Source organism: Mesoplasma coleopterae (genome assembly GCF_002804245.1).
In the GTDB taxonomy this organism is placed as follows: domain Bacteria; phylum Bacillota_I; class Bacilli_A; order Mycoplasmatales; family Mycoplasmataceae; genus Mesoplasma; species Mesoplasma coleopterae.
The window spans coordinates 381,695-406,979 of record NZ_CP024968.1 but is presented as its reverse complement, the minus strand read 5'-3'; the positions used below and the strand labels follow the sequence as shown (position 1 = coordinate 406,979).

At 25.7% G+C, this 25,285-nt stretch carries 23 protein-coding genes and 1 riboswitch; of the genes, 15 read left to right on the top strand and 8 right to left on the bottom strand.

The genetic code is table 4. The features are described from left to right. The first annotated feature begins 59 nt into the window (after positions 1-59). The 3 genes from MCOLE_RS01845 to MCOLE_RS01835 all read left to right on the top strand — a co-directional run bounded on the left by MCOLE_RS01845 (position 60) and on the right by MCOLE_RS01835 (position 4,375). Complete coding sequence (locus MCOLE_RS01845) at positions 60-2,726, top strand: glycosyl hydrolase family 18 protein (RefSeq protein ID WP_167373850.1); 2,667 nt, start codon at positions 60-62, stop codon at positions 2,724-2,726. A 739-nt stretch (positions 2,727-3,465) separates the two neighbouring features. Beyond that, positions 3,466-3,801, top strand: a complete 336-nt coding sequence (locus MCOLE_RS01840; protein ID WP_100670953.1) for a hypothetical protein — start codon at positions 3,466-3,468, stop codon at positions 3,799-3,801. 328 nt (positions 3,802-4,129) lie between these two features. Next, complete coding sequence (locus tag MCOLE_RS01835) at positions 4,130-4,375, top strand: hypothetical protein (RefSeq protein WP_100670951.1); 246 nt, start codon at positions 4,130-4,132, stop codon at positions 4,373-4,375. A 506-nt stretch (positions 4,376-4,881) separates the two neighbouring features. On the opposite strand, the gene guaB is transcribed toward MCOLE_RS01835, so the two are convergent. The 5 genes from guaB to MCOLE_RS01810 all read right to left on the bottom strand — a co-directional run bounded on the left by guaB (position 4,882) and on the right by MCOLE_RS01810 (position 9,492). After that, on the bottom strand, positions 4,882-6,027 hold the full coding sequence (gene guaB, locus MCOLE_RS01830) for an IMP dehydrogenase (RefSeq protein ID WP_244161451.1): 1,146 nt from the start codon (positions 6,025-6,027) through the stop codon (positions 4,882-4,884). Then, positions 6,018-7,559 carry a glutamine-hydrolyzing GMP synthase gene (gene guaA, locus MCOLE_RS01825; protein ID WP_100670949.1) on the bottom strand — a complete coding sequence of 514 codons (1,542 nt, stop codon included), beginning with the start codon at positions 7,557-7,559 and terminating at the stop codon, positions 6,018-6,020. Before guaA ends, guaB begins: the two co-directional genes overlap by 10 nt. Before the next feature lie 55 nt (positions 7,560-7,614). Beyond that, positions 7,615-7,677: riboswitch (nucleoside riboswitch) on the bottom strand. A gap of 128 nt (positions 7,678-7,805) precedes the next feature. Continuing rightward, positions 7,806-8,042, bottom strand: coding sequence for a S1 RNA-binding domain-containing protein (locus tag MCOLE_RS01820; protein WP_099651182.1), 237 nt, complete (start codon positions 8,040-8,042; stop codon positions 7,806-7,808). Positions 8,043-8,170: 128 nt separating this feature from the next. Beyond that, positions 8,171-8,662, bottom strand: coding sequence for an isochorismatase family protein (locus MCOLE_RS01815; protein WP_100670947.1), 492 nt, complete (start codon positions 8,660-8,662; stop codon positions 8,171-8,173). Positions 8,663-8,721: 59 nt separating this feature from the next. Next, on the bottom strand, positions 8,722-9,492 hold the full coding sequence (locus MCOLE_RS01810) for a glycerol-3-phosphate acyltransferase (RefSeq protein WP_100670945.1): 771 nt from the start codon (positions 9,490-9,492) through the stop codon (positions 8,722-8,724). Positions 9,493-9,593: 101 nt separating this feature from the next. Here MCOLE_RS01810 and MCOLE_RS01805 point away from each other — a divergent pair, with 101 nt between their 5' ends. Further along, positions 9,594-9,902 (top strand): hypothetical protein, encoded by a 309-nt coding sequence (locus tag MCOLE_RS01805; RefSeq protein ID WP_100670943.1) that lies wholly within the window; start codon positions 9,594-9,596, stop codon positions 9,900-9,902. 39 nt (positions 9,903-9,941) lie between these two features. Here MCOLE_RS01805 and MCOLE_RS01800 read toward each other — a convergent pair whose 3' ends face one another. Next, positions 9,942-10,952 (bottom strand): hypothetical protein, encoded by a 1,011-nt coding sequence (locus MCOLE_RS01800; RefSeq protein ID WP_100670941.1) that lies wholly within the window; start codon positions 10,950-10,952, stop codon positions 9,942-9,944. Positions 10,953-11,081: 129 nt separating this feature from the next. Between MCOLE_RS01800 and MCOLE_RS01795 the strand changes: the two genes are divergently transcribed. The 11 genes from MCOLE_RS01795 to MCOLE_RS01745 all read left to right on the top strand — a co-directional run bounded on the left by MCOLE_RS01795 (position 11,082) and on the right by MCOLE_RS01745 (position 22,347). Further along, on the top strand, positions 11,082-11,906 hold the full coding sequence (locus MCOLE_RS01795; RefSeq protein WP_100670939.1) for a riboflavin kinase: 825 nt from the start codon (positions 11,082-11,084) through the stop codon (positions 11,904-11,906). 1 nt (position 11,907) lies between these two features. Then, a complete protein-coding gene (locus MCOLE_RS01790) occupies positions 11,908-12,789 on the top strand; it encodes a deoxyribonuclease IV (protein ID WP_100670937.1) in 882 nt (293 codons plus the stop codon). Positions 12,790-12,829: 40 nt separating this feature from the next. Continuing rightward, positions 12,830-13,234: a transcription antitermination factor NusB gene (nusB, locus tag MCOLE_RS01785; protein WP_099651175.1), complete on the top strand. Its 405-nt coding sequence runs from the start codon at positions 12,830-12,832 to the stop codon at positions 13,232-13,234. Beyond that, the gene (gene xseA, locus MCOLE_RS01780) at positions 13,234-14,448 is read left to right on the top strand and encodes an exodeoxyribonuclease VII large subunit (RefSeq protein ID WP_100670935.1); all 1,215 of its coding nucleotides are present in this window, start codon (positions 13,234-13,236) and stop codon (positions 14,446-14,448) included. The genes nusB and xseA overlap by 1 nt, the downstream gene beginning before the upstream one ends. Continuing rightward, positions 14,438-14,644, top strand: a complete 207-nt coding sequence (gene xseB / locus MCOLE_RS01775; RefSeq protein ID WP_099651173.1) for an exodeoxyribonuclease VII small subunit — start codon at positions 14,438-14,440, stop codon at positions 14,642-14,644. Before xseA ends, xseB begins: the two co-directional genes overlap by 11 nt. Beyond that, positions 14,644-15,447: a TlyA family RNA methyltransferase gene (locus MCOLE_RS01770; protein ID WP_100670933.1), complete on the top strand. Its 804-nt coding sequence runs from the start codon at positions 14,644-14,646 to the stop codon at positions 15,445-15,447. Before xseB ends, MCOLE_RS01770 begins: the two co-directional genes overlap by 1 nt. Before the next feature lie 16 nt (positions 15,448-15,463). Next, a complete protein-coding gene (locus tag MCOLE_RS01765; RefSeq protein WP_100670931.1) occupies positions 15,464-16,576 on the top strand; it encodes a Y-family DNA polymerase in 1,113 nt (370 codons plus the stop codon). Between the two features lie 372 nt (positions 16,577-16,948). Next, a complete protein-coding gene (locus MCOLE_RS01760) occupies positions 16,949-17,404 on the top strand; it encodes an ASCH domain-containing protein (RefSeq protein ID WP_100671542.1) in 456 nt (151 codons plus the stop codon). A gap of 707 nt (positions 17,405-18,111) precedes the next feature. Beyond that, on the top strand, positions 18,112-19,032 hold the full coding sequence (locus MCOLE_RS01755) for a hypothetical protein (RefSeq protein WP_100670929.1): 921 nt from the start codon (positions 18,112-18,114) through the stop codon (positions 19,030-19,032). Between the two features lies 1 nt (position 19,033). After that, positions 19,034-20,341 carry an SGNH/GDSL hydrolase family protein gene (locus tag MCOLE_RS01750; protein WP_100670927.1) on the top strand — a complete coding sequence of 436 codons (1,308 nt, stop codon included), beginning with the start codon at positions 19,034-19,036 and terminating at the stop codon, positions 20,339-20,341. Continuing rightward, positions 20,329-22,347, top strand: coding sequence for a lipoprotein (locus tag MCOLE_RS01745; protein WP_100670925.1), 2,019 nt, complete (start codon positions 20,329-20,331; stop codon positions 22,345-22,347). The genes MCOLE_RS01750 and MCOLE_RS01745 overlap by 13 nt, the downstream gene beginning before the upstream one ends. Positions 22,348-22,364: 17 nt before the next feature. Here the strand turns inward: MCOLE_RS01745 and MCOLE_RS01740 are convergent, their stop codons facing one another. Further along, a complete protein-coding gene (locus tag MCOLE_RS01740; protein ID WP_100670923.1) occupies positions 22,365-23,000 on the bottom strand; it encodes a hypothetical protein in 636 nt (211 codons plus the stop codon). Then, a complete protein-coding gene (gene recD2 / locus MCOLE_RS01735; protein ID WP_100670921.1) occupies positions 22,993-25,224 on the bottom strand; it encodes an SF1B family DNA helicase RecD2 in 2,232 nt (743 codons plus the stop codon). Before recD2 ends, MCOLE_RS01740 begins: the two co-directional genes overlap by 8 nt. Positions 25,225-25,285 lie beyond the last annotated feature (61 nt).

The window sequence follows — 25,285 nt, the reverse complement described above, 5'->3', positions numbered from 1 at the left end:
ATTATGAATTTCATATAAAATATAATATTTTGTAAATAAAATAAATAAGGAGAAATTTTTTGAAAAAATTACTAGGTTTATTAGGTACGATATCATTGATAGTACCAACAACAATTTTAACTGTATCATGTAGTACTAATACTAAAAAAATTAATATTGCAACAATCATTGAAAAAAAGAATTTAGGGATTATAAATAAATCAACAGAATATGAAATAAGACAAGCTGTTTTGTTAAATAATCCAAAGTTAGTTACATCAGATTTTGAAATAACAAATATTAATATAAGTGAAGGTTCAGGAACTGCAAATTTAATTGGTCAGGATAAATATAATGGTGAAGTTACAGTTTCTTTTTACATTGTCCCTGCTTTAAAAGACAATCTCATAAATACTGAATTGGGCGTTATAAGTAGTAAAACAGAAAGTACAATTCGAAATGCGATATTATCAAAAAATCCAGATATTAATACTAATGGTTTTGAAATTACAGAAATAGATTCAACATCAGCATTAATAATAGGTGATGATTTTATATATAATGGCTCACTCACAGTTGTTTTTACAGTACAGGCAAAAAAACCAAATTTAAGTAGTGTTATCACTGAAAAAGATTTAGGGATTATATCTGATAACAACGCGCTAACAATTCAACAAGCAGTCATTAAATTAAATCCTAAGTTAACATCAAAAGATATTAGTATCACTTCTATAACTCAAACATCAGCAAGAGTTAATTCAACATCATCTGGAAGATATACGGGATCTGTAAATGTTACATTTACTATCAATGGAACAAAACCAGAAAAAACTAATTTAACGAATGTTATAACTAATCAAAATATTACAACTGTTTTACCTAATGCAGATCCTGATATAATATTAAATGCTTTAGTAAAAGATAATTCTAAATTAAATGCTAATTATGTAAGAATATATGATACAGGTTTTAATTCTTCAAGTGGTTGAGGTTGAGCTAGAGTTACTTCAACTGATGAAAATGTTTATATTAATCCAAAAGAAGGTTATCTTGATTTAACTTTTAAAGTAGATGAAAATCTTTTAGCTACTGATTTAGCATCAGTAATTACAAATACAAATTTAGGTACTTTAGATAAATTAGATGAAATAACTATTAAAAGTCAATTAGCAAAATTGAATCCTAATTTAGAAGTTAATTACGTAGATATTAATAATATAACTGAAACATCAGCAATAGTTACATCAAATAATCCAAGCAAATATAAAGGAAGTGTAAACATAACTTTTAAACTTGATACTTCAAAAGCTGTTCCTCTATCTTCTGTATTAAAAGAAAGAAATCTAGGAACATTAAACTCAACTGATGAAAACACAATCAAACAAGCTATTAAATCAAAAAATCCAAATATAGATATTAATGCAATAGGAATTGATTCACAATCAATTACTACATCAAACGCATTAGTTAAATCAACTGACCCAACAAAATATAGTGGATCAGTTGAAATAGAATATATTATAGATACATCAAATGCAATTGATTTAAACAGTTTAATAAAAGAAAGAAACTTAAATGGTATTTCTGATAATTTAGATTCAGGAATCATTAGAAATATTTTAAAATTTAATCCTAATACAACAATTCAAGAAAAAGATTTAAAAGTAGTTAATAAAACAAATGAAGTAGCAACGATTCAATCTAATAATTTAGCCAAATATAAAGGTAGTGTAGAAGTTCAATATGAAGTAAAAACCCTAGTTGGATATCATTATGATTGAGGAGGAAATTTTGAAAATAAAATTGCATTAAATGATAAAGATTTATTAACTTCTTCTTATAATGTTATTAATTTATCATTTTTATATTCTAATGTAGAATATCAAATGCCAACTTATAGCCCTAATAATCCTGCTGCAGTAAAAGAAGGAATTAAAGCGTTACAATCTCAAGGTAAAAGAGTACTTATATCAATGGGAGGAGCTACTGCTGAACATATGAAATTTAGAAGTGATCAAAAAGAAGAATTAAAAACAGCCATTAAAAGTGTGATTAACGAATACGGTTTTGATGGATTAGACATAGATTGAGAATCTGCTTCTTTAAATAGTTCAGAAAGTAAAAAGGTAACAGCTCAAGCCCTTAAAGAATTAAAAGATGAATATAAATCTGAAGGAAAAGATTTTATTATAACTATGGCCCCTGAATTTCCTTACCTTAGAAAAAACACTGAAGGTAGAAACTATAAAGAATTTTTAGATGGTCTTGATGGTTATTATGACTGAATAAATCCCCAATTTTATAATGGTTGAGGAGATGGTGTTCAAGTAGAAACAAGTGAAGACGCTATAAAAACAGGTGTTCAACAAAATACAAGTATTACAAATGATAATGTTGAGAAACGTGGTGAATTTTATTATTTAATGTCAAAATACATTACGTCAAAACCTAATAATCAAAATGGTTTTTATCAAATACCAGCAGATAAATTCATTATTGGTGCTTCAACAAATGAACCAGCAGGAAGAGGAGCAGGTTCAAAAGAAGCTTTCAATAAAGCTTATAATTTATTAAATTCTGATGGGATTAAGATTAGAGGATTAATGACATGATCAATTCTTTTTGATGCATTTGAAGGTATGATACCAGATACTTATGGAGGGACAGAACCAAAAATTATGTGATATAGGTGATCATATAGTAAATGATTTGATGAAAGTTTTGGTAAATTAAAAGATCAAAAATAAAGTATAAAATCTAAGAGTAAGTAATTAATAATTAAAAAATGATTATATAATTTTGAAGCGTTATTTTAATATCTAATTTTTATACTATTTTATTTAAAAAAATACATTGTATTATCACTTTTAAAACTTCATGATAATTATAAGTACGATTATTACTCATTGCGCAGACAGTTTAACTACTAATAAAGTAACAAATACTTTCGAAATTAAATTATATAAATTTCTAATCTTTTATTTTTTTTGTAGATACTATCGATTTTTTATATTCAAATTTTTCTTTTTTAGTAATTGTTTCAATTATTATAATTAATAAATAAAGCCCTAAAAAAAGAACATTTATCTATTTATTCAGTATTTGAATTAAAAAAAATAGGCAGTCAATTAACAGTAATGATAATTTGAATTATCTTAAGAGTAATTATTTGATTTTTCATTACTAAAGAGATCATTAAAAAACAATGCACACAATGCAACAAGCCAAAAATAAAGAATTATTTAAAATGTGAGAATTAAAATTGAAACTGAATTCCTACGAGATTATTTTCTCACAAGCATTGCAGTTTCAATTTTAATTTATAATTAACAGAATTAGATTAATCTACTTTTGAAAATAAATTTGTTTTTGCACGAGTATAATAATAAAGTTTTTTCTTTATGTGAAGTTTATTTTATATTTTAGAAGTTTTTTCTTTTATTTAATTTATTTACTTGGTAGTAAATAAAAGAATTTATACTTATAATGATTGTTATTGCGAAAGAAAAACCTAAAGTATCTAGCCCTGATCAAAATCCAATAATTTGTGCCAATAAAAAAAATCAACAAATTAAATCAATTATAAAAAATGATATTATTCAAGCCTTGAAATCATTTTTCTTTAGCTCAAATTTTTTTAACCTTATAATTGTTGGGAAATATAAAAATAAAGATATACATAAAACTAAAATAAAAGGTATATATCAGTATATTTTTTCAAGATTAATCATTTGAAAAATAAATATTAATAATAGCGAAATAATTGGTAACTGGAACTTGTACCATTCAAATTTATATTTAATGCAAAATTCTTTCATTTAACCTCCTTTTAGTTCTTTAATATTATAACTCTTTATTAAATAATAAGTTTTTTTGTTACTCGGAAGGTAGATATAATTTTGTATGAAAGACCAACAAAAAAATACTCACGTTAAATGAGAAATCTGAGTAATTTGTTTTATTTAATGAAAAAATAAAAAATGCTTTAAGGAATATAGAAAATGAGTATTTTAATTCTATTGTTATTAGCTACTTAATTTTTGAAACTAAAAAAGATAAAGGAACTATACTTAATACATTTTATGGTAAGTGCTGTTTTAATCCTCCAAAAACTTGATATGAGTGATGAGGATTAGTTTGAAGATTAGAAATGGACAATGAATTTACTGAAAATTGAATAAACGATCAAGGAATAATATCAGCAGTCCTAGGAGTAATTTCTTTATTGCTTCCTCCAATAGGCTTATTAACTGCAAGTATAGCTCTTAATTTAGCAATTAATGCTAGAGAAATTCAAAAGCAGAATAAAGGCAATGGAGTATTAATTAGATTTAATGAAGGTGCAGCAATTATTCCTTTAACTAGAGCTATAAAACCATGTACCAGAAAATGATAAGAATCATTTTTAATAATTTAATTTAAAGTGGAAGGATTTTCTCTTTTCACTTTTTTTATATTTCCTTATAAGAATATATAAATTAAAAATCTATATATTCTTTGTCAAATATTATCTAAAAGTTTTTAAATCTTCTTTTTCATAATATAACTTGGCTTTACTATTCTCTTTTTAATAACTAAAGCATATTACACTATTTTTTTAACAGTGAAGAAAAAACTTTAAAATATAAAAGATGGCTATAGAATCTTATATATAAACATACAATTTAACTAGTAATTTTAAAATAATTAAATCAAGAAGTAGAAAAAAATAAGCATATTGATGAAATGTTTTCATTAATTAAAAATAATTGTAAATATTTATACAAGAGTATATAAAAGTTATTTTTTTAATATGCTTTGTATTATAAAATTATTTAAACTGTTCTTTTGTTGTTTAATCTTATATTTATTAACTTATAAAAAAATCTAGATTAAATTCTAGATTTTTTATTATTTGTACAATTATTTATAATTAGGAGCTTCAGCTGAAATTTCTACATCATGAGGATGAGATTCTTTTAAACTAGCTCCAGTTATTTTAACAAATTTAGCATTGTGTCTTAAAGTATCTATTGTATTAGAACCAGTGTAACCCATTCCACTTCTTAAACCACCAACCAATTGAAAAATAACTTCTTCTAAAGTCCCTTTGAAAGGAACAACAGCTTCGATTCCTTCAGGAACTAATTTTTTAGCTCCCTTTTGGAAGTAACGATCACTACTTCCACGTTTCATTGCTGCTAATGAACCCATACCAACATAAGTTTTATATCTTTTATTATTAATAATAACTTCTTGACCAGGAGCTTCTTCAGTTCCAGCTAACATACTTCCTAACATTACAGAATGAGCACCCGCTGCTAAAGCTTTAACAACATCACCAGAGTATTTAATTCCACCATCTGCAATTAAAGTTACATCTTTATTAATAGATCAATTGTAAACATCATTAATTGCTGTAATTTGAGGTACTCCAACTCCAGCAACCACTCTAGTTGTACAAATACTTCCAGGACCGATTCCAACTTTAACACAATCAGCTCCAGCTTTATAAAGGGCTTCAGCACCTTCAACTGTACAAATGTTACCAGCAATAATATCTAAGTTAGGATATTTAGTTCTAATTGCTTTTACAACATCAATAATACCTTTACTATGACCATGTGCTGAATCAACTACTAAAACATCAATACCAGCTGAAATTAGACTCTCTACACGCGTTAAAGTTTCATCATTAACTCCAACAGCACCACCAACTCTTAAAAATCCATTAGCATCAATACAAGCATTTGGATATTCATCTGTAGGTTTAATTGATTTAACTATTCTAATTTCATTTGCTTGTTGTTCAATTGTTAAATTTTTATGAATAATGCCAATACCACCAATACTTGCAATTGCAATTGCTAACTCAGATTCAGTAACTGTATCCATTGCAGCAGAAATGATAGGAATATTTAATTCAATATTTTTAGTCAATTTAGTTTTTAAACAAACTTCATGTGGTAAAACTTCTGAGTAATTAGGTACTAATAGTACATCATCAAAAGTAATAGCCTCATTTATAATTTTTCCATTTAGATCTTTATTCATAATTCTTATTCCCATTCTATTGTTCCTGGAGGTTTAGATGTAACATCATAAACTACTCGATTAACATTATCTACTTTATTTATTATTTCATTTACTACTTCATCTAAAAATTCTCAAGGAAGATGTGTGCTAGTTGCTGTCATAAAATCAATTGTATTGACACTTCTTAAAGCAACAACATAATCATAAGTACGATTATCACCCATTACCCCAACAGTTTTAACTGGTAGTAAAGTAACAAAGGCTTGTGAAACTGAATTATATAAATTTCACTCTCTTAATTTTTTAATAAAAATAGCATCTACTTCTTGTAAAATTTCAACTTTTTCTTTAGTTACTTCTTCAATAACTCTAATTCCTAAGCCAGGTCCTGGGAAAGGATGACGATTAACCATTTCTTCTGGTAAACCTAATTTAAAACCAACTTGTCTAACTTCATCTTTAAATAAGTTTCTTAAAGGTTCAATTAATTTAAATTTTAAATCTTCTGGTAATCCACCAACATTGTGATGAGATTTAATTGTTTTAGAGCTAGCTCCATGAGAAGAAGATTCAATAACATCAGGATAAATAGTTCCTTGTGCTAAGAAATCAGCATCTTTATATTGTCTAGCTGCATCAGTGAAAACATCTATAAAACATTTACCAATAACTTTTCTTTTAGCTTCAGGTTCTTTAATTCCTTTTAATTCAGAAAAGAAAAGATCACTTGCATCAACTAATTTAATATTAATGTCAAAGTTAGTTTCATATGCTTTCATTACTTCAGTTGTTTCATTTTTTCTTAATAAACCTGTATCAACAAAAATACAAGTTAATTGTTTACCAATTGCTTTACCAATGATTGCTGCAGCAACAGATGAATCAACTCCACCACTTAATCCTAAAATAACTTGTTTATCCTGAACAACTTCTCTAATTTCTTTAATTTGTTGTTCAATAAAATCATCAAGATTTCAGTCTTTTTTACATTTTGCTATATCATATAAGAAGTTTTCTAACATTTGTTTACCTTGTAAAGAATGAGTAACTTCAGCATGGAATTGAATACCATAAATTGGTTTAGTATTATGAGAAATGGCTGCAATACTTGCGTTAGAATGTGCAATTTGTTTAAAATCTTTTGGTAATTTAGTTACGTGATCAGCATGGCTCATTCAAACTTGTGAACTTTCATCAACATTTTTGAAAAGAAGATTAGATTTATCATCAATTGATATAATAGCTTTACCAAATTCTTGTTCATCAGCTAATTCAACAGCACCTTGAAAATATTGAGTTAATAATTGCATACCATAACATACACCTAAAATAGCAATATCTAAATTTAAGATTTCAGAATCTATTTTATAAGCATTTTGTAAATATACACTTGAAGGTCCACCAGAAAGAATGATACCTTTTAGTAGTGGATATTCTTTAATTTTTTCAATTGATGTATCAAAAGGTAAAACTTCTGTATAAATATTAGCTTCTCTAACTCTTCTAGCTAATAACTGTGTATATTGACTTCCAAAATCTAAAATCAAGATTTGAGTATTTTTCATTTTAATCTCCTTCTAAATAAAAAAAGAGGTCTTTTTTTGTGTAAAAAAACCTCACGCTTATAGTCTAAGGATAGGTCCAGAGGCAGGTCGACAACCCAATATGTTGTCATGTATAAGTTTTTTATATTTAATTATTTAAATTATTATATATTAATGTTGTGTTTATATTCAATAATAAATACATAAATATTTTAATTATAAAAAAAGAGAACAATAAGTTCTCTTTTTTAGTTCGTTAATTATTAATTAAGCGTTAACTTTTTTAATTGATAATTTTGCTTGAGCTTTTTCGTCGTTTAATTCTAAAATTAGAACTTCAACATCTTGACCAACTTTAACGAAATCGTTAATGTCGTTTACAAAAGTGTTAGCAATTTCACTAATATGAATTAAACCTTTGTATTGTTTACCGTCTAATTCAAAAATAGCAAATGCACCAAAAGGAGCAATATCAGAAATTTTAACTGAGATAACTTTGTTCATTTTGTCGTCTACTTTCTATAATACTGATCAAATAGATAAAATTATGAACTATAATGTTAAAATTTTAAGATTCGATTTGTTCAAATACTAACTTTATTATATCAATTACTTTTAAAATTTTGTAGTTTTTATTTTTTATCTTGAAATCCAGCACAACCTTTTAAATCTATCACTGTTTGATATCCTAATTCAATTGCATGATCAAAAGTTGCTTTTACACATACTTCTAAAGCAACTCCAACAATTGTTAAACTAGTTATTTTATTTGCTTTTAAATATTCATCTAAATTATTTGAATTACCTTTTTCATCAAAAAAAGCACTATAACTTTCTGTATTTTTATTAGTTCCTTTTTTAATAACCATATCAACTTGTGAATCATTAAAATATAAATCAGTACCATTTGTACCAACAACACAATGTGGACCTCATTCAGAAAAAGAGTAATGATCAACGGGATGAACGTCCTTAGTTGCAACAACAAGATTATCATTTGCTTTAAATTCTTGAATTAATTTTTCTATATATTCTTTTTTAGTTTCAGCAGTTGGTACATACAATTTTCCATTAGGATCAACAAAATCAAATTGATAATCAACTATTATTAAAGCTTTGTTCATAATTAGAATCTCCTTTTTGATATTATAACAAATAAAAATGTAGCAAAAATTGCTACATTTTAGTATTCTTTTGTTTTTTTAGGGTAAATTGGTTCTTCAGTTTTATTTTTTAATTTAACAATGTTTGTTTTATGTCTAACAACTAAAATAATCATTCCGACTAAAATAATAATTTGACCTGTTAACATTCCATCAGCATAGTTAATTCCGTGTATTTCAGAAGAAAACTTATGGAAAAAATTATAAAAACTAAAAACAATATTATTATTTCAAGCATCAATAAATGAATCATAACCATTAAATAAACTATAACCCATTACTCCATATGTTCAAGGCAATCACATTATTAACAAGATAGTTGCTGTTCCAATAATTGAAGATAAACTAACTTTACGATATTTGAAAGCAAATATTCATCAAACAATAAAGAAAATTAAAAAGTATAAATAATTAACTACAACTAATAATCCCAAGAAACAACTAACTGCTTTACCACCTTTGAATTTAAATCAAATAGGTCAACAGTGTCCAATTAAAACAAAGATACAAGGAATAAAATAACTTGTTTTGCTAAATAATTCACTTGGTATCATTGAAAGACCAATAGCAAATGCAGCAGTAATTAAAACTTTAAATCCATCAAGTAAAGCAACTGCTAAACCTCATCTTTTTCCTAAAATTCTAACTGTATTAGTGGCTCCTGGGTTGTTTGAACCAACTTCGTAAATACTTACACCTTTAACTCATTTAGTAACAGGGACTGATCAAAGAACACTACCTAATAAATAACCAAAGATTGAAGCAATAATAATTCCTAAATAGGGAAACATTTAATCAGCTCCTTTCATAATAAATTTATTATATCAAATAGTATATTAGATTTTTATGTTAAAATTTATTGTAGTTAAAATACTTATATATAGGAGAAACTATGAGTGAACAAATTTTAAAAAGAAATTTAGACTTAACAGTTGAAGAGCTTGTGAAACAAAATGCTCAACTGAAAGTAGAAAACAAAGATTTTTACAAGCAAGTAAGTAAAATTGACAGCAAAACAGCTGGATGATTAAGATTATTATGATTTGTTCCAATCTTAGGATGAGTTATTTATAATGCTTTAATGGCAGGAAGAAAAGCAAATCCTAAGTATTTAAATCAAGTTTTACCTATTAAAGAACAAATTGCAAAAAATGAATTTCAAGTTATCTATAATGAGAAATTAATTGAAGATAAAAAATAAAAACCTCATGAATCAACATGAGGTTTTTAAATATAAATACTAAATTTCAAATAAATCTAAGAAAATTGTGTCATAAATTCTTTCTAATCAGAAAAGTTTATGAACAGTAGCCTTATTGAATTTAGCTTTCATTCTATTTTCAAGTAAGTCAACATAACTCTCTCAAATTTCTTTATAACGATCTAATATCTCATTATTAATTTCAATCATTCTTCCTTGATCAGGTCTAGTTAAATCATCTTTATTAACTAAAATAAATAATCCATTTTTTGAAGTTAAACTGTTTTTACTAAACTTTAAGTTTAAATAGTTATCTTCGAATTCTACATCTTCAAATAATGATTTATTTGAGAAATATTGATCTTTAATCAATTTAACATAGTTTGCATCAATTGCTTTAGATTTATCAGCAATTTTGTTAAATGAGTTTAAGAATGATGGAAGAAGCATCATATCAATAGTAGTTCTTAAAATAGCTCAGATTAAAACTTTATTATCACCAGTTGATACAAAGTTTTGTTGAATTTCGAAGTTTACTAAAATAGTAATGTAAAAATTTGATGCAACAAAGAAAATCAAGAATCAAATTGGTGTAAATGATATTTCTCTAACTGCTCTAAATTTTTGTCTATCAACTTTTGACTTATATTTAAATACAATAATTTTTTTAAAATATAAGTTTTTTGAAAATCAGTTCATGTAAGTAAATTTTGCAAGCATGAATGCTGAAACACCTAATAATATGTATCTAACAACATTAGCTGCTGTTCCTTCAAGTACAAATGCTGAAAGAACGAATAACACTGTAATCACACTCAGCATTGCAACGTCTAATATAAATAAGAATAATAAGTATGGAATAGTTTTCAATAAAAGATTTGTAATTTTTTTATGAGTTTTGATTAAAGTCAATCTTTTTTCTTTTTCCGAAACTTCACTATTGTTAATTTTGCTATTTAAATCAGAAAGTAATTCTTTAGTTTGTTTAGTTTCTTTTTTTAGCGGTTTAACAACTTTAATTTTGCTTTTAGCTTGTTTTTTTTCAGCCATAAATTTCTCCTTTTCACATTTTATAATTATAATGTAAAATAGAAATAAAAAAGTAATTTAGTGCAACAATAATTTGATTTTTAGAAATATAATTAAATTAATTTGTAAATAAATAAAAGGAGTAAAGAAATGGCTATACATTATAATGAAATGCTAATGATGCTATGAAACCTACCTGAAACAGTAGCTGTTTTTGCAGAATTTGACAGATGGGATGAGAATGAAACAAATATAATTAAAAAAGCAAAGGAAGAGAATTTGAAAGTTATTTTAATTCAAAAAGAAACAAGTAACTTTAAAAATATTATTCCAAATAATGGAATAGAACAAAAGGCAACTGAATTAGACTGTGAAGTTGTTTTATGACATTCATTTAATCAAGAGTTCAATTATGAAAGAATTAAGCAGGATTTAAATATTAAAAAAGCTTATATTTTGAGCAATAATATTGATTTAGACAAAATAAAATCTGCTTTTATGGAAAATAAGGTAATCAGTTATGATCAAAATCTTAATAAGCAAATTATAAAAAGTGAAATACTTTTAAAAGAAGGAAAAATAAAAGAATATAAGCAATTAAATGGATTTAATTTTGGATTTAAGGGATTTGTTGAGCATGGTAACCATATTGGTAGAACAATTGATTATCCAACAGCAAATATCGTAATTAATGATGAATTGAAATTAAAAGAAGCAGTTTATTTAACAACAACTAAATTACCAAATGATGAAAAATTATATCCAAGTATTAGTGCTTATTGAACAAATAAAAATGGTGTTAATGTTTTTGAAAGTCATATTTTAGATTTTGACCAAGACATTTATGGTTGAGGAATAGAAGTTGAAATTATAGATTTTATTCGTGAGAGTGTTAAAGTAAATAATTTAGAAGAATTAAAAGAGTTATTGAACAAAGATAAAGAATGCGCAATAAAGCATTTTAAAGGAGAATAAAATGAAAAAACCAATCTTAGGTAGTCATGTTGGAATGAGCAAAACTAATAAACATGGTGAATATTTAATCGGAAGTGTTAATGAAGCAATAAGTTATGATGCTAATACATTAATGTTTTATACTGGAGCACCTCAAAATTCAGTGCGTACAGCAACAGAGAAATTACATATTGAAAAATTTGATCAGATCTTGAAAGAAAATAACATTAATAAAGATCATTTAGTAGTTCATGCACCTTACATTATCAATATTTCAAATCCAGTTAACCAAACTACTTGAGATTTTGGTGTTGATTTTTTAAAACAAGAGATTAAAAGATGTGAAGAAATTGGAGTTAAGATTTTAGTTTTACATCCAGGAGCTAGACTAAAAGGTGATTATACAGATGCATTAAATGCATTAGTTAAAGGATTAAATGCTGTTGCTGCAACTCAAAATAATGTAGTTATTGCTTTAGAAACAATGGCTGGAAAAGGTACTGAGGTTGGATTATCATTAAACGATTTTAAATATGTAATTGATAATGTTGAACAACCAGATAAAGTAGCAGTTTGCTTAGACACATGCCATATGCATGATGCAGGTTATGATTTCAATGATTGAGATTCAATCAAAAAAGATATTAATAATACCATTGGTAAAGAAAAAGTTATTTGCTTCCATCTAAATGATTCAAAAAACCCTTTATTAGCACATAAAGATAGACATGAAAATATTGGATATGGTTATATTGGATTTGATAATCTTTTAAAAGTGCTTTGAGATGAAGAATATATTGATGTACCAAAAATTTTAGAAACTCCATATGTAGAAAATAAAGCTCCATATAAAGAAGAAATTGAAAACTTACTTAATAAAAAATTTACAAAAAAAGTTAAATAAAATATGAGATAATTAATTAAACAAAAGGGAAGGTGATATTATGAGCGAACAAAAATTAAGTATGACTAAAAGACGTACATATTTAGTGCAAATGTTTTACAGATATTTATTAATGGATAATGATGTTAACTACATCAAGCAAGATATACTGGATGAAACACAAGAAAAATTAGATGTTGAAACAACTTTAATAGCAAATAATATTGCTGAAAAACTTTCAGATCTAAAAAATGAAATTAAAAAGCACTTAAGTTCAAATTGAAAATGAGATAGAATTCCAACATATATTCAATCAGTTTTAATTATTGGTGCTTATGAAATTATCTTTACTCCAACTCCAAAAGCTGTAACAATTAATGAATTAGTTAATTTAGTAAAAGAAAACGAAGTTGATTTTGATTACAAATTTGTAAATGCATGTTTAGATAAGGTTATAAAACTATAATGGAAAACAAAATATTTTCAGTAGCTGAAATAAGTCAAATATTTAAAGAAGCTATTGAAGGCAGTAATTATTTCAAAAATATATATGTCAGAGGAGAAGTAGGTAATCTATCTTTTAACAAATCAGGACATGTATATTTTTCTTTAAAAGATAATCAAAGTACAATAGCTGCAATGATATGAAAAAGCAATGCACATAAACTTATTAACCTAAATGTAAAAGAGGGAATGGAAATAACATGTTATGGAAGATTAACATATTATGTACCTAGTGGAAGAGTAAGTTTTGAAGTTGTTGATGTAAGTGTTGAAGGAAAAGGCGATCTTCAAGCTATTTTTGAAGAACGTTTAAAAGAAATAACTGCTTTAGGTTGAACAGATCAATCAAGAAAAAAACCAATTAATCGCTTTGCTAAAAATATAGGTTTAATTACTACTGATTCAGGAGCTGCTATTAAAGATTTAATAACAACTTTAAAAAGAAGAATGCCTTCAGTTAATATTTATTTATTTCCTACAATGGTTCAAGGAGAAACAGCTAAGTTTGATATAGCTAAAAAAATACAACAAGCAAATCTATTTGAACCTAAACTAGATATTCTTATTGTTGGTCGCGGTGGTGGAAGCTATGAAGACTTATGAACTTTCAATGAAATGGAAGTTTTAAAAGCAATAGTTGATTCGTCTATTCCAGTTATAAGTGCGGTTGGTCATGAACCTGATATTACATTAAGTGATTATGTTGCTGATTTAAGAGCAGCAACACCAACAGCGGCAGCTGAACTAGCTTCAATTAGTACTGAAGAACTTTTAAAAGAATTAGCATATAATTATGAAAACCAAATTCGATTATTTAAAAATGTTTATAACAATCATCAGTTAAAATTAGAAGACCTTAAAAAACAAAATGTTTTAAAGATTAATAATAAATATGATATGCAATCACTCGATTTAAATTACATTGAAAAAAGTTTTATTAATAATATTAAAAACATAATTGCACGCAATGAAATGTTTATTGAAAACATTGAATCAAAAACAGCTTTATTAGACCCTAAAAAGCCTATGGACAAAGGATTTGGACTAATAATGAGTAAAGATAAGCAAATAATCAATTCAATTGATAAGGTAGCTATAAATCAAGAAATTAAATTGGTTTTAAAAGATGGAGAAATCGAAACTATTATTAAAGGAGTAAAGAAAAATGGAAAATAAAACATATGATCAGTTAATAACTGAATTAAAAGAAGAAACATTAAAGTTATCATCAAGTGAAATTTCAATGGAACAAGCAATGAAAATATTTGAAGAAAACATTAAAAGAATTCAATTAGCAAAAGAAAAACTAACTGAATACAAAGGCACTATTAACAAAGTTTTAGAAGAAAATAAAATCGAAGAATTTAATTAATGAAAAAACGTTTAGATGAAGTTCTTGTAGAAAAAGAATTAGTTTCTACAAGAAGCAAGGCAAAAGAACAAATCGTTAATAGAAAAGAAGTATATGTAAATAATACTTTAATAACAAAAGCTGGTTTTATGGTAAACGAAACAGACTTAATTGAAATAAAATTGAAACAAAGCACTTTTGTTTCAAGAGCTGGTTTAAAGCTTGAAAAAGCAATTAAAGATTGAAAAATAGACTTAAACAATAAAGTATGTTTAGACATCGGAGCTTCAACTGGTGGTTTTACAGAAGTTTGTTTGGAAAATAAGGCAAGTTTAGTATATGCAGTTGATGTAGGAACTGATCAATTAGATTCTTCTTTAAAAAATAATCCTTTAGTAAAAGACATGCAAAAATATAATTTTAGATATGCAAAACCAGAAGATTTCAATCAAACAATTGATTTTTTTTGTTGTGATGTAAGTTTTATTTCATTAGACAAAATTTTACCGGCCTTAAATAGTTTAATTAAAGAACAAACATATGGTGTTGTATTATTAAAACCTGAATTTGAGGCAGGAAGTGAATTAACTAAAAATGGAAAAGTAAATTTAAAATCAACTCATCTGCAAGTTATTAAAAATTTTATATTTTATGCTAAGCAAAACGGTTTTTCAGTTGATAGATTAACTTATTCACCAATTGTTGGTAATAAAAAGCAAAATATTGAGTATTTAGCTTATTTAACTAAAACAGAAAATCAAAAAAATTGAAAAGAAGAAGAATTGAATAAGGTCGTTAATCAATCTTGAAAATATTTAACTTAAAAAGGGAGGCATCCACATGAATCAAAAAGTAATTTTGCATCTTGATATGGATGCTTTTTTTGCAAGTTGTGAACAAGCTCATGATAAAACATTAAAAAATAAACCAGTTGTTGTTGCACGTAATAACGATAAAAGCATTATTGTTGCTGCTTCATATGATGCTAGAAAATACGGAATAAAGGCAGGAACACCTATATTTGAAGCAAAAAAACTAGCTTATGGTGAATTAATAATTAAAGAAGGTAATAGAGATTTGTATGAAGAATATAGCGAAAGAATTTTTAACTTAATTAAAGAACAATTTACTTATAAAGTCGAAATACTAGGAATAGATGAATGTTTTATTGATGCTACTAATATTTGAAAAAAATATGGTAATGTTAAAAATCTTAGTTTGGCTATTCAAACTGCAGTTTATCAAGAAACAGGTTTAACATGTAGTATTGGTGTTAGTTTTACTAGATTATTTGCAAAAATGGGTAGTGATATGAAAAAGCCAAATGGAATTACTATTATAACTAAAGAAAATTACAAAACTCTAATTTGAAATAAACCAATAAAAGATGTTATTGGAGTTGGAGTTTCATCATTAGAAAAAATGGAAAAATTAAATGTAGAAACTGTAAATGACTTCATTAAACTTGATGAAAAAATTATTGAAAATACTTTTGGACTAGTTGGACAAAAAATGTTTCAAAAACTTAACGGAATAAAAAATAACGAAATAGCTTATTGAGATACATCGATGAAATCAATTTCAAAAGAAAAGACTTTTGAAAAAAGAAATATGTCTATTGAAGAAATTGAGGAAGTTTTATTTAGATTAGCTGAAAAAGTAGTGATTAGAATGCAAAATAATAACCTACTTGCTAAAACTGTTTCACTATCTATAAAGTTTTATAATCAAGAAATAAATTTTGATAAAAAAGAGCATAAGAAGCGAAAATCATATAGTGAAACTTTTATAGAATATACTGATAGTTTAGAAAAAATTTATTCAACAGTAAAAACAGTTTTAGATGATATTTATGAAGGTGAATCTATATCATTAATTGGTATTGGGGTAACAAATTTACTAGAAAAAGACAAATTGGTAAAACAGCAAACTTTTGAAAACATAATTATTTAATTTTTATAAAGTAAAATAAATCTAAGGACAAGTTGAGTAGTTAGTGCAAAATATTATTAGAATAAGTTTGTTTTTTTTATTAATTATAGCTTTAATTAATCTATAATCTGTTAAAGAAATGAACACAAAAGGGCAAAATTAAGACATACAAAAGAATTAAATAAAATTTGCACAAATTGAGTTGAAAATAATGAGAAATCAATATGGAAGTTACAAACAGATAAAAAAGCTTTTATGTTACAATAAAGGTAATCTAAGGGAAAACCGAAGATTAAAAATTAATTAAGTAAGTGATATGCCCTAAAGAAAAAGGAGCTTAGGCTTCTTTTTTGATATTATTTATATAGAAAGAATTAAGAGCAATTAATGAAAATGGAACAAAAAATCAGAGAATATTGAGAGAAATTTAAACTTGATACAAATGCTGATCAAGATTTAAATTACAAAGAAGACTTTTGTTTTGGTTATGATGAAAGAACTTACAAAGAACTACTTAAATTAGTTCTAGAAGGAAAGAAAAAAGCTACTTCATCAGCACTTTTTCAATATGAAAAGGATAATGAAGAAGAACCAAGGGTAGGTGATTATGCAATAGTAACTGATTCATTGCGTAATCCAAAGTGCATCATTAAAACAACTAATGTAAGATATATAAAATTTAATGAAATGAATTATGATATTTGTAAACTAGAAGGTGAAGATGAAAATCTTGAATCTTGAAAAGAAGAACATAGAAGATTTTTTACAAGTGTTTTTAAAAGATATAATTTAAATTTCACAGAAGACATGGATATACTTTTTGAGGAATTTGAAGTTGTTTATAGATAAAATTTTTCTTTAGTTTATAAACAACATTTTTTAATTTTAGGTTTATTCAATTTCTAATCAGTATATTAATACTTTTAAAATAATAAAATTAATAATAAATACGTATTTATTAAAAGAGGATTTATCGAACAAAATAAAGAGTTATATCGAAAATATAGACCTAGTAATTTTGGTGATATTGCAGGACTTAAAATAACCTAAGCATTTTAGTTTATGAATATAATTCTCTCTAAGTATACAAAATGACAAAAAAGCAAATTATCATTTAAAATCCATACATTTTTTCATGTCAAATATTAAAGAAACAAATCAATTATCTTATCAACTCAAGAAAAAGAAATAATTATGTTTTTAATTGAAATGAGGAAGAATTTGGTTTGAAATTTCCTTTATAGAAAAGATTAAGTTTAACTTTAGTTTTAAAAACTAAAAAATAATATGTATAATTTAAATTTCAAGACAGTCAAATCAAGTTTGAATTAAATAAAACTTTTTTAGATTTGATTTGAATTGAATAAAATAGTGCGCAGTTAGTCGGCAAGCTGTTTTATAAGAAAGAATATGATGTAGACATGGTTGTCTTGCATCTTTTTTTATTTTAATAAACATTTTGGTAAAGCAGCAAAGTTTTGAAAACATAATTATTTAATGTATAATAATAATTAATATAAAAAATGAAGTAACTAATCAGGATTAGGAGAAATTTTATGAAGTTTGGACTTAAAAAACAAGGAATAACACTTATTGCGTTGTCTTCTTTATATGGAGTTGCAGCAGTTGCTTCAACAGTACCTGGAGTGGGAATTGAATCAATTAGATTTATTAATTCAGTTAAAAAACAATTACAGGTCATAATGCCTAAAGATAAATATGTTTTAGATCCTAAAAGTCCATTATACGAACCAATCATGGATAATGTAATTAAAAGCTCATATTTAGCTGACGCAATATCAACAATTGATTCTTATAACATAGCAGAAAAAGAAAAATTTACACCCTTATATACTGATTTTACAAATCAATGATTTACTAATAAATGACAACCTGTTATTGATCAAAAACAAGAAATTGATTTTTATGACATAGCTATGGACATGATTAAATTTGACCAAGCAATTGCAAAAGAATTCCAATCATATGGTTATGTTAATACTGGGACACAATGAATTTTCCATAAAAATGGAATTAAAGAAATGTTTTCAAGTGATTTAAAGCAAAATGCAATTAAGCAACAATCTGTTTGAGATCAAGATGACTACGAAGAATTAATACAGAGTACTGGACCTGGTTTAACAGGAATGAAAGTTAAACAATCACCAGGAACAAAATTGGTAAATAATAAAGTATGATTTTTAAATGAACAAATTGATTCAATTAAATACGCAATTAGTATTCAGACTTTACAAAATCCTTTTGTAAACAAAAATCTTAAAGCGGATGATGTTGCGGACTATGTAACTATTGATGATTTATATCATCCTAACTTTACAAGAGGATTAACAATGGCACAGGCAACTTTTATTATTATGTTGTCAGCTATTATAATAACTCCTACAGGTTTAGGTATAGGAATATGAAAATATAAAAAATGAGAAAAGACTGAAGCTCAAGAAGGCGCAGGTGAATAGTATGAAAAAATTATTAGCGATTTTGGCAGCTACTGCACTAATTACACCTGTTGTAACTAGTGTAGTTAGTTGTGGTGAAACTGAAGAATCAATGCGTAATAATCCATTATTAATTGGAAAAGGCATTGATAAATCAAAAGCTATTGATGATAGTCAACCAGGTAAATATGGATTTACTAATTTTTATATTGTTGGTGATAGTTTAAGTGATACAGATGGAATATCAAATTTAATTAAAACTAAGTTTGCAAATTCATTAGTTGATCTTAATGTGAGTTTATCTGGTGCCTATGGGTATGAAAAAAATAATACTCACTATTCTGCATTTAGTAATGGTATGACAGCTGGAACTATTCTTTCAGAAAAACTAGGTTTTGGTGAAATGAAACCAAGTAACTTTTTATCTAAAAAGGAAGAAAGTAATTATGGTAAAAATTATTCAGTTGGAGGAGCTACTGCAGCTAAACTTGATTTACCTACAGGAATATTATTAAATGATGCTACAATTGATAGACAAACAGAAGCATTAATATCTCAACACAAAATTAATAATAATGATTTAGTATTCTTTGAAATTGGAGGAAATGATTTATTTTCATTAATTGGATTTTATGGAAATGAAGCAAAACAAACAGAATTCATGAAAGATAGCGTTGATAGAGTTAGAACAGCATTGTTTAATCTTTTAAACAACGGAATTAAAAACATTATTTTTATGACTCCTCCAAGAATGGATTTTCCTCCTAGATATCGTCATGTTTTTGAAGATGCAAAAAAACCTGAAAATCTTGAAGCACAAAAAAAGGCTGATTTTATAATTAATATTTGTAATGAATACTATTCAAAAATAATGAATGTTTTAAATGAAGTTGAACTTTATTATCCAGATTCAATTCAACTATATGATTTATTCAAAAAAACTGATGAACTTGAAAAACAATTTAAAGATTTAGTTGCACTAGATGGTTCAGAGGCGATTATTAATGAAGCATATAGTAATGGTCAATCAATAGAGGTTAAATTAAATAATGAAAAAGTTAAATTTAATACTAATCCTAATGCTGATTTGTTACAAAACATTAGTGGAGTCATTAATGAATTTAAAGGTGACATTGTATTTGGTGCTAAAAATACTTTAGATATAACAATTTCAGCAACCAGAAATCAAACTACAATCTCAGATCGTGATGAAGCAATGAAAAATTATTTCTTTACTGATTTTGTTCATCCAACTAAAGAAGTTCATAGATTAGTTTCTGATATTCTTTTAGGTTATGCAAAGGAGTTGAGTAAAAAATGAGAAAATTAATTTCTTTATTAGCTGCAATAACTTTAACAGCTTCAGCTTCAGCTTCTCTTATTGCTTGTAGTCAAATACAACCTAAAGCAAAAAAACCTGCTGTTTATGATTCACAAGATATAAATATTTTATTAAAACAAGTTTCAAAAGCTTATTATCTAAATTCTGACAAAACAATAAATTATGATTTTAATTTTGTTTATGAAAATATGATTAAAAATAAATGAATTAAGGAATTAGATAAGTCAGCTGAAGCTTCTGGAAAAAATGGAATTGATAATACATCACGTATTTCAGATATTCAGTCAGTTTATTTTGGTGATCAAATTATAAATAGTAAATTAAAAGATAAAAGTGAAATAAAAATAGTAGCAGGTCAAGCTCCTAAAAATCCAAATTTATTAATGAACTTATCAGGTATTTATCCGACTTTAATTTCATTTATAAATAATGGTCAAATTATTGAATTGGTTTTATATTTGGTAGATTTAGGTATTAATGTAATGCCTCAAATAATTTCAGATCAGGGAATTTTAGATTATGCTGCTGCTTTATTACCAGATGCTAATATTAAAAAACTAGCCGAGGCATTAAATCCTCCAAAAGATAAATACAAAAATTATACAATGGAAGAAGTTTTAAATTCAGCTATTGTAGATTTTGGAAATGCTTTAAATATTTTTGCAGGTAAAGATCAAAGATACAAGAATTCATCATCTGATGAGGCAAATAAATGAAGAGCATCTGCTTTAAACGGAGTTGTTCTTGCTATGCAAGACCTACCAAAACAATCTAATATAAATTTAAACATAGTAGATAACTGGGATGCTTTATGCGGAGTAATAAACTTTGCAAGAGTTATGGTTATTTATTTAAATAATTTTGCTGCACAAAGACTTACAGTTATTGAAAATACACAGGATCCAATTAAAGAATTATCATGAGATGAATTACAAAAAATTAGAAATACTAAATATGAAAAAGTAAATAATGAATTAGATATTAAAAATTTTATTAAATATTTAGACAAAGCTTTTAACGATAAAAATGGTAAAGAATTACAAAACTTACTACAATTTTTATTTAGAGGGCAAAAAAACTATAAACAAGTAGCTGGTTCATTACCTATTCCAGATATAGATGGATTTATTTCAAACTTTACTAATAAAGTTTATGATGATGTTGGACTAAGTGGAGTATTTAAAGCCATTTTAAACGGAACATCTATTCCAGAAAAACCAATTGGTAGTATGCTAGTTGGTGGTTTAGGATTAGTAAGTTCAAATAACAATATTGTTGGTAAACTTAGTGAAAAAGTAATTAAACCTTTAATTACAACAGCTTTAAAAGCTGCAGTAGCTGTAGGAACGATTAATGAAAAAACAGCAAATTTAATTATTGATTTAATGAACAAAGGTGTCTTATTAAATCCGTGAGATGTTGCTTGAGAAAGTTTTTTAAATCCTTTTATGGATAAACAACTAAATCCAGGCAAAAAAGTTAATATATTAGGATTTCCTATAAGCGGAGATTACACAATAAGAACACTACTAAACCGTTTAACATATTTGACAACAACAGAAAATAATGATTCATTGAAGTTAGATTTTAAAAATTTATCTGATTTAATTAATCAATTACAAGGTGTTATTAAGGTTGCTCAAGAAAATCCAAAAGAATTGCTAACTAAACTAGGTTATATAAGACCTTCAAAAAATGATGAAGACGTATTCATTAAATCAGGTTCATTTTTTGATTATTTAAATAGAATTTTAAATGATACAAAAGGAAGCAATGGATTGTTTAATGCACTTAATGTAAAAACTGGAGAATTTAAAGATATGCAAGCAAAATTAAAAGAAGATATGCAAGCAAAATTTAATTTAGTTGAGGTAAGTAGTGAAAAACAAATAGATCATAATACATTTGAATATATAATTAATAATAAAACTATAACTATTAAAATTGATGTAGTAAAAAATAAATATTCAATAACAGCAATTAGTATGAAATAATCACAATAAAAAAGACATTAATCTTTAAAAGGATTAGTGTCTTTTTCTTTTTTCTTTTTAACAATATCTGCTTTTAATAATTGTTCTGCTTCTTTTGTTCTTTTCTTATTAGTATTAACTATCATTTTTGCTTCATCCTCAGTAATAGTATTATCTTCTGAAATCATTTTTTTGATGCGTTCTTTTTTAAGGATTTGTGATTCGTCATATTCTTTTCTAGCCATATGACTTTGATATCCTAAACGACTAATCATTTCAAATACCGAACCAACTATTAAACCTAATAAAATAAATACTAACATTACAAAAAATAATACAGTTATTTCTGCCATGCTATGAGCAACTATAATAAATATCATAGTTAATAAAAAACTTAATATATAAAGCCCTAAAGCACTTATAAAGTAAATTTTTTCTTTTTTATTCATTACGTATTCTTTTTCTTTTTTCAGATCATAGAATTTAACAAATCAATAAAAACCTAATAATAAGCCACCAATTAAAAATAGTATTATTTCAGTTACTAATAAACCTGTTGTGTTTCCATTAAAAACACCTTTTTTAAAATCAAAATATTTAACAAGCAACGTACTTAAGAAAAATAATCCTGAAGTTGTTGCTAAGTACTTTAAGTATGTTTGTTTTTTACCCATTTATTTCTCTCTTTTCTAAAATTGCTTCAATTAAAGTTGTATTTCTTCTTGGTGGAGTTATTTTAATTGCATTAAAGAATAAATCACTATCACCTAAAATTACAATTTTATCTTTGGCTCTTGTTACAGCAGTATATATCAATGTTTTATTAATAAAACCCGAATTATATTTGGGATTATCAATGACTAATAAAACATTATTATATTCACTACCTTGAGTCTTATGCACACTAGTTGCATAAGATAATTTTACATCACTAAAGTTTTTAGGTTGTAATAATATTTCTTTATCATTAAATTCTGTTAAAACATCTTTTAACTTACCAATTGCGTTATAGTTTATTTTAATAATCTTTCCAACATCACCATTAGCTAAATCTAAATCAGTATCATTTTTCAAGAACATAATCTTATCATCAACTACGAATCGATAATCTCCTCGATCATATACTTTCTTTTTATCTTTAACATTCTCGTTAAATTCATTTTGAATTTGCGCATTAATTTCATCAATTCCTAAACTACCACCATACATTGGACATATCACTTGTAAGTGGTTAGCTTTTTTCTCTAATTCATCTCAATGTTGACCTACCAACTCAGTTACTTTATTCATTGTATTTTGATTATTGTAGTCAAAATTAATTTCAACATTGCTCATAGATTCTAAATCGCTTATTTCTAATGTCTCATTTAAAACTTTATATGCTAAATCAACTATCCCATTTCCATTTTTTTGTCTATGCACTGTATCTAATTTAATTGTTTTTAAAAAATCTAATTCCAATAAATCAGCAAAAGTATTTCCATAACCTACACTTGGCAATTGATTAGCATCTCCTACTAATACAACTTTTCTAACACGATCACATGATTGAATGAAACTTGCAAATAACTTATTATCAATCATTGAACATTCATCCAAAATTACTAATTTTTGATTTAAAGGATTGTTTTGTGTAATTTGAAATTTATTTAATTCTTTAGCTTCTAGTAATTTATGAATAGTTGTAGCATATGATTTTTTGTATGTTTCTCTGATTCTTGCTGCTGCTCTTCCAGTTGGAGTGGCTATTGCATAATCTTCAGTTCCACTCATACGATTAAATAACTTAACTATTCCTTTAATTAAAGTTGTTTTCCCTGTCCCTGGTCCTCCAGTAATAATTGAAAGTTTATTATTAGCAAATAACTCTAAGGCTTCTCTTTGTTTTTCATCAAACTTAAAATCTTTAATTTTATTCTCATAAGCAATTTCTTGTTCTATTTGATCTATTTCTCATGATATACCCTCTTTATTCACGTTTTTAGTGGGTATATTAAGCTTAATTATGTTATCTGCGATAATTTGTTCTTCTCTTCATGATTCTTCTGTGTAGATACGATTTTTAGTTAATTTTAAAATACCTTTTTCTTTAGCGTATAAAATACCTTCAAATAAAAGTTCTGTATCTTGTATTTTTAACTTACGCATTAAACTTCTTGATAAGTAATCCTTATTTGTATAACTATCTCCAGAAGCAAATAAGAAATCATCTGCTAACTTTCATGCTCAATATGCAATTCTTTCTGGTGAATGTAATTCTAAGCCAAAATGAACAGCAACTTTATCTAGTTCATCAAATGAAGCTATTTCTTTGTCTTTTGCAAATGATAAAAATGAATTTGAAAAAATATTTTCAATAATATCATTATCTTGATCAAAGTGATTATCCATTCAATCAAGAATTGAAGTTTTAAGATTGTTTTCAAAAAAGATGTATCTTAATCTTTCTTGCCCTTCTTGTCTAATGTTTTCTTCAATACCTTTTTTAATAATTGGAATATAAATTGGATTTAAACCAGGTATTTCATTTAATAAATTAATATCTTTTACTAACTTAGTAATAGCTTTATCACCTAAATGATTTATTATGATTTCAGCTGTTTTATCTCCTACTCCAGGAAATGCTGGACCTGCTAAAAATTTAACTTGTTCTTTAGTTGAATGAATGGGTGCTTTTCGATAAGTTTGAACGTTGAAACTTTTACCATAACGTGGATGTTCTTCAAAATAACCAGTTATTTCATATAAAGTTTTTTTATCCATACTAGTTATTGAGCCTTTAATGCTCATATGCTGTTTTAAATTATCTTCACTTGCAAATGTACCAGTTCCTCACCCAGCATCGTTTGAAAAACCATATTTAACAACATACCCTCTAAAAGTTAATATTTCGTTCATCTTCTCACCTTTTATATTTATATATTTTATAACAAAAGTTTATTAAAACTAACAAATTTAT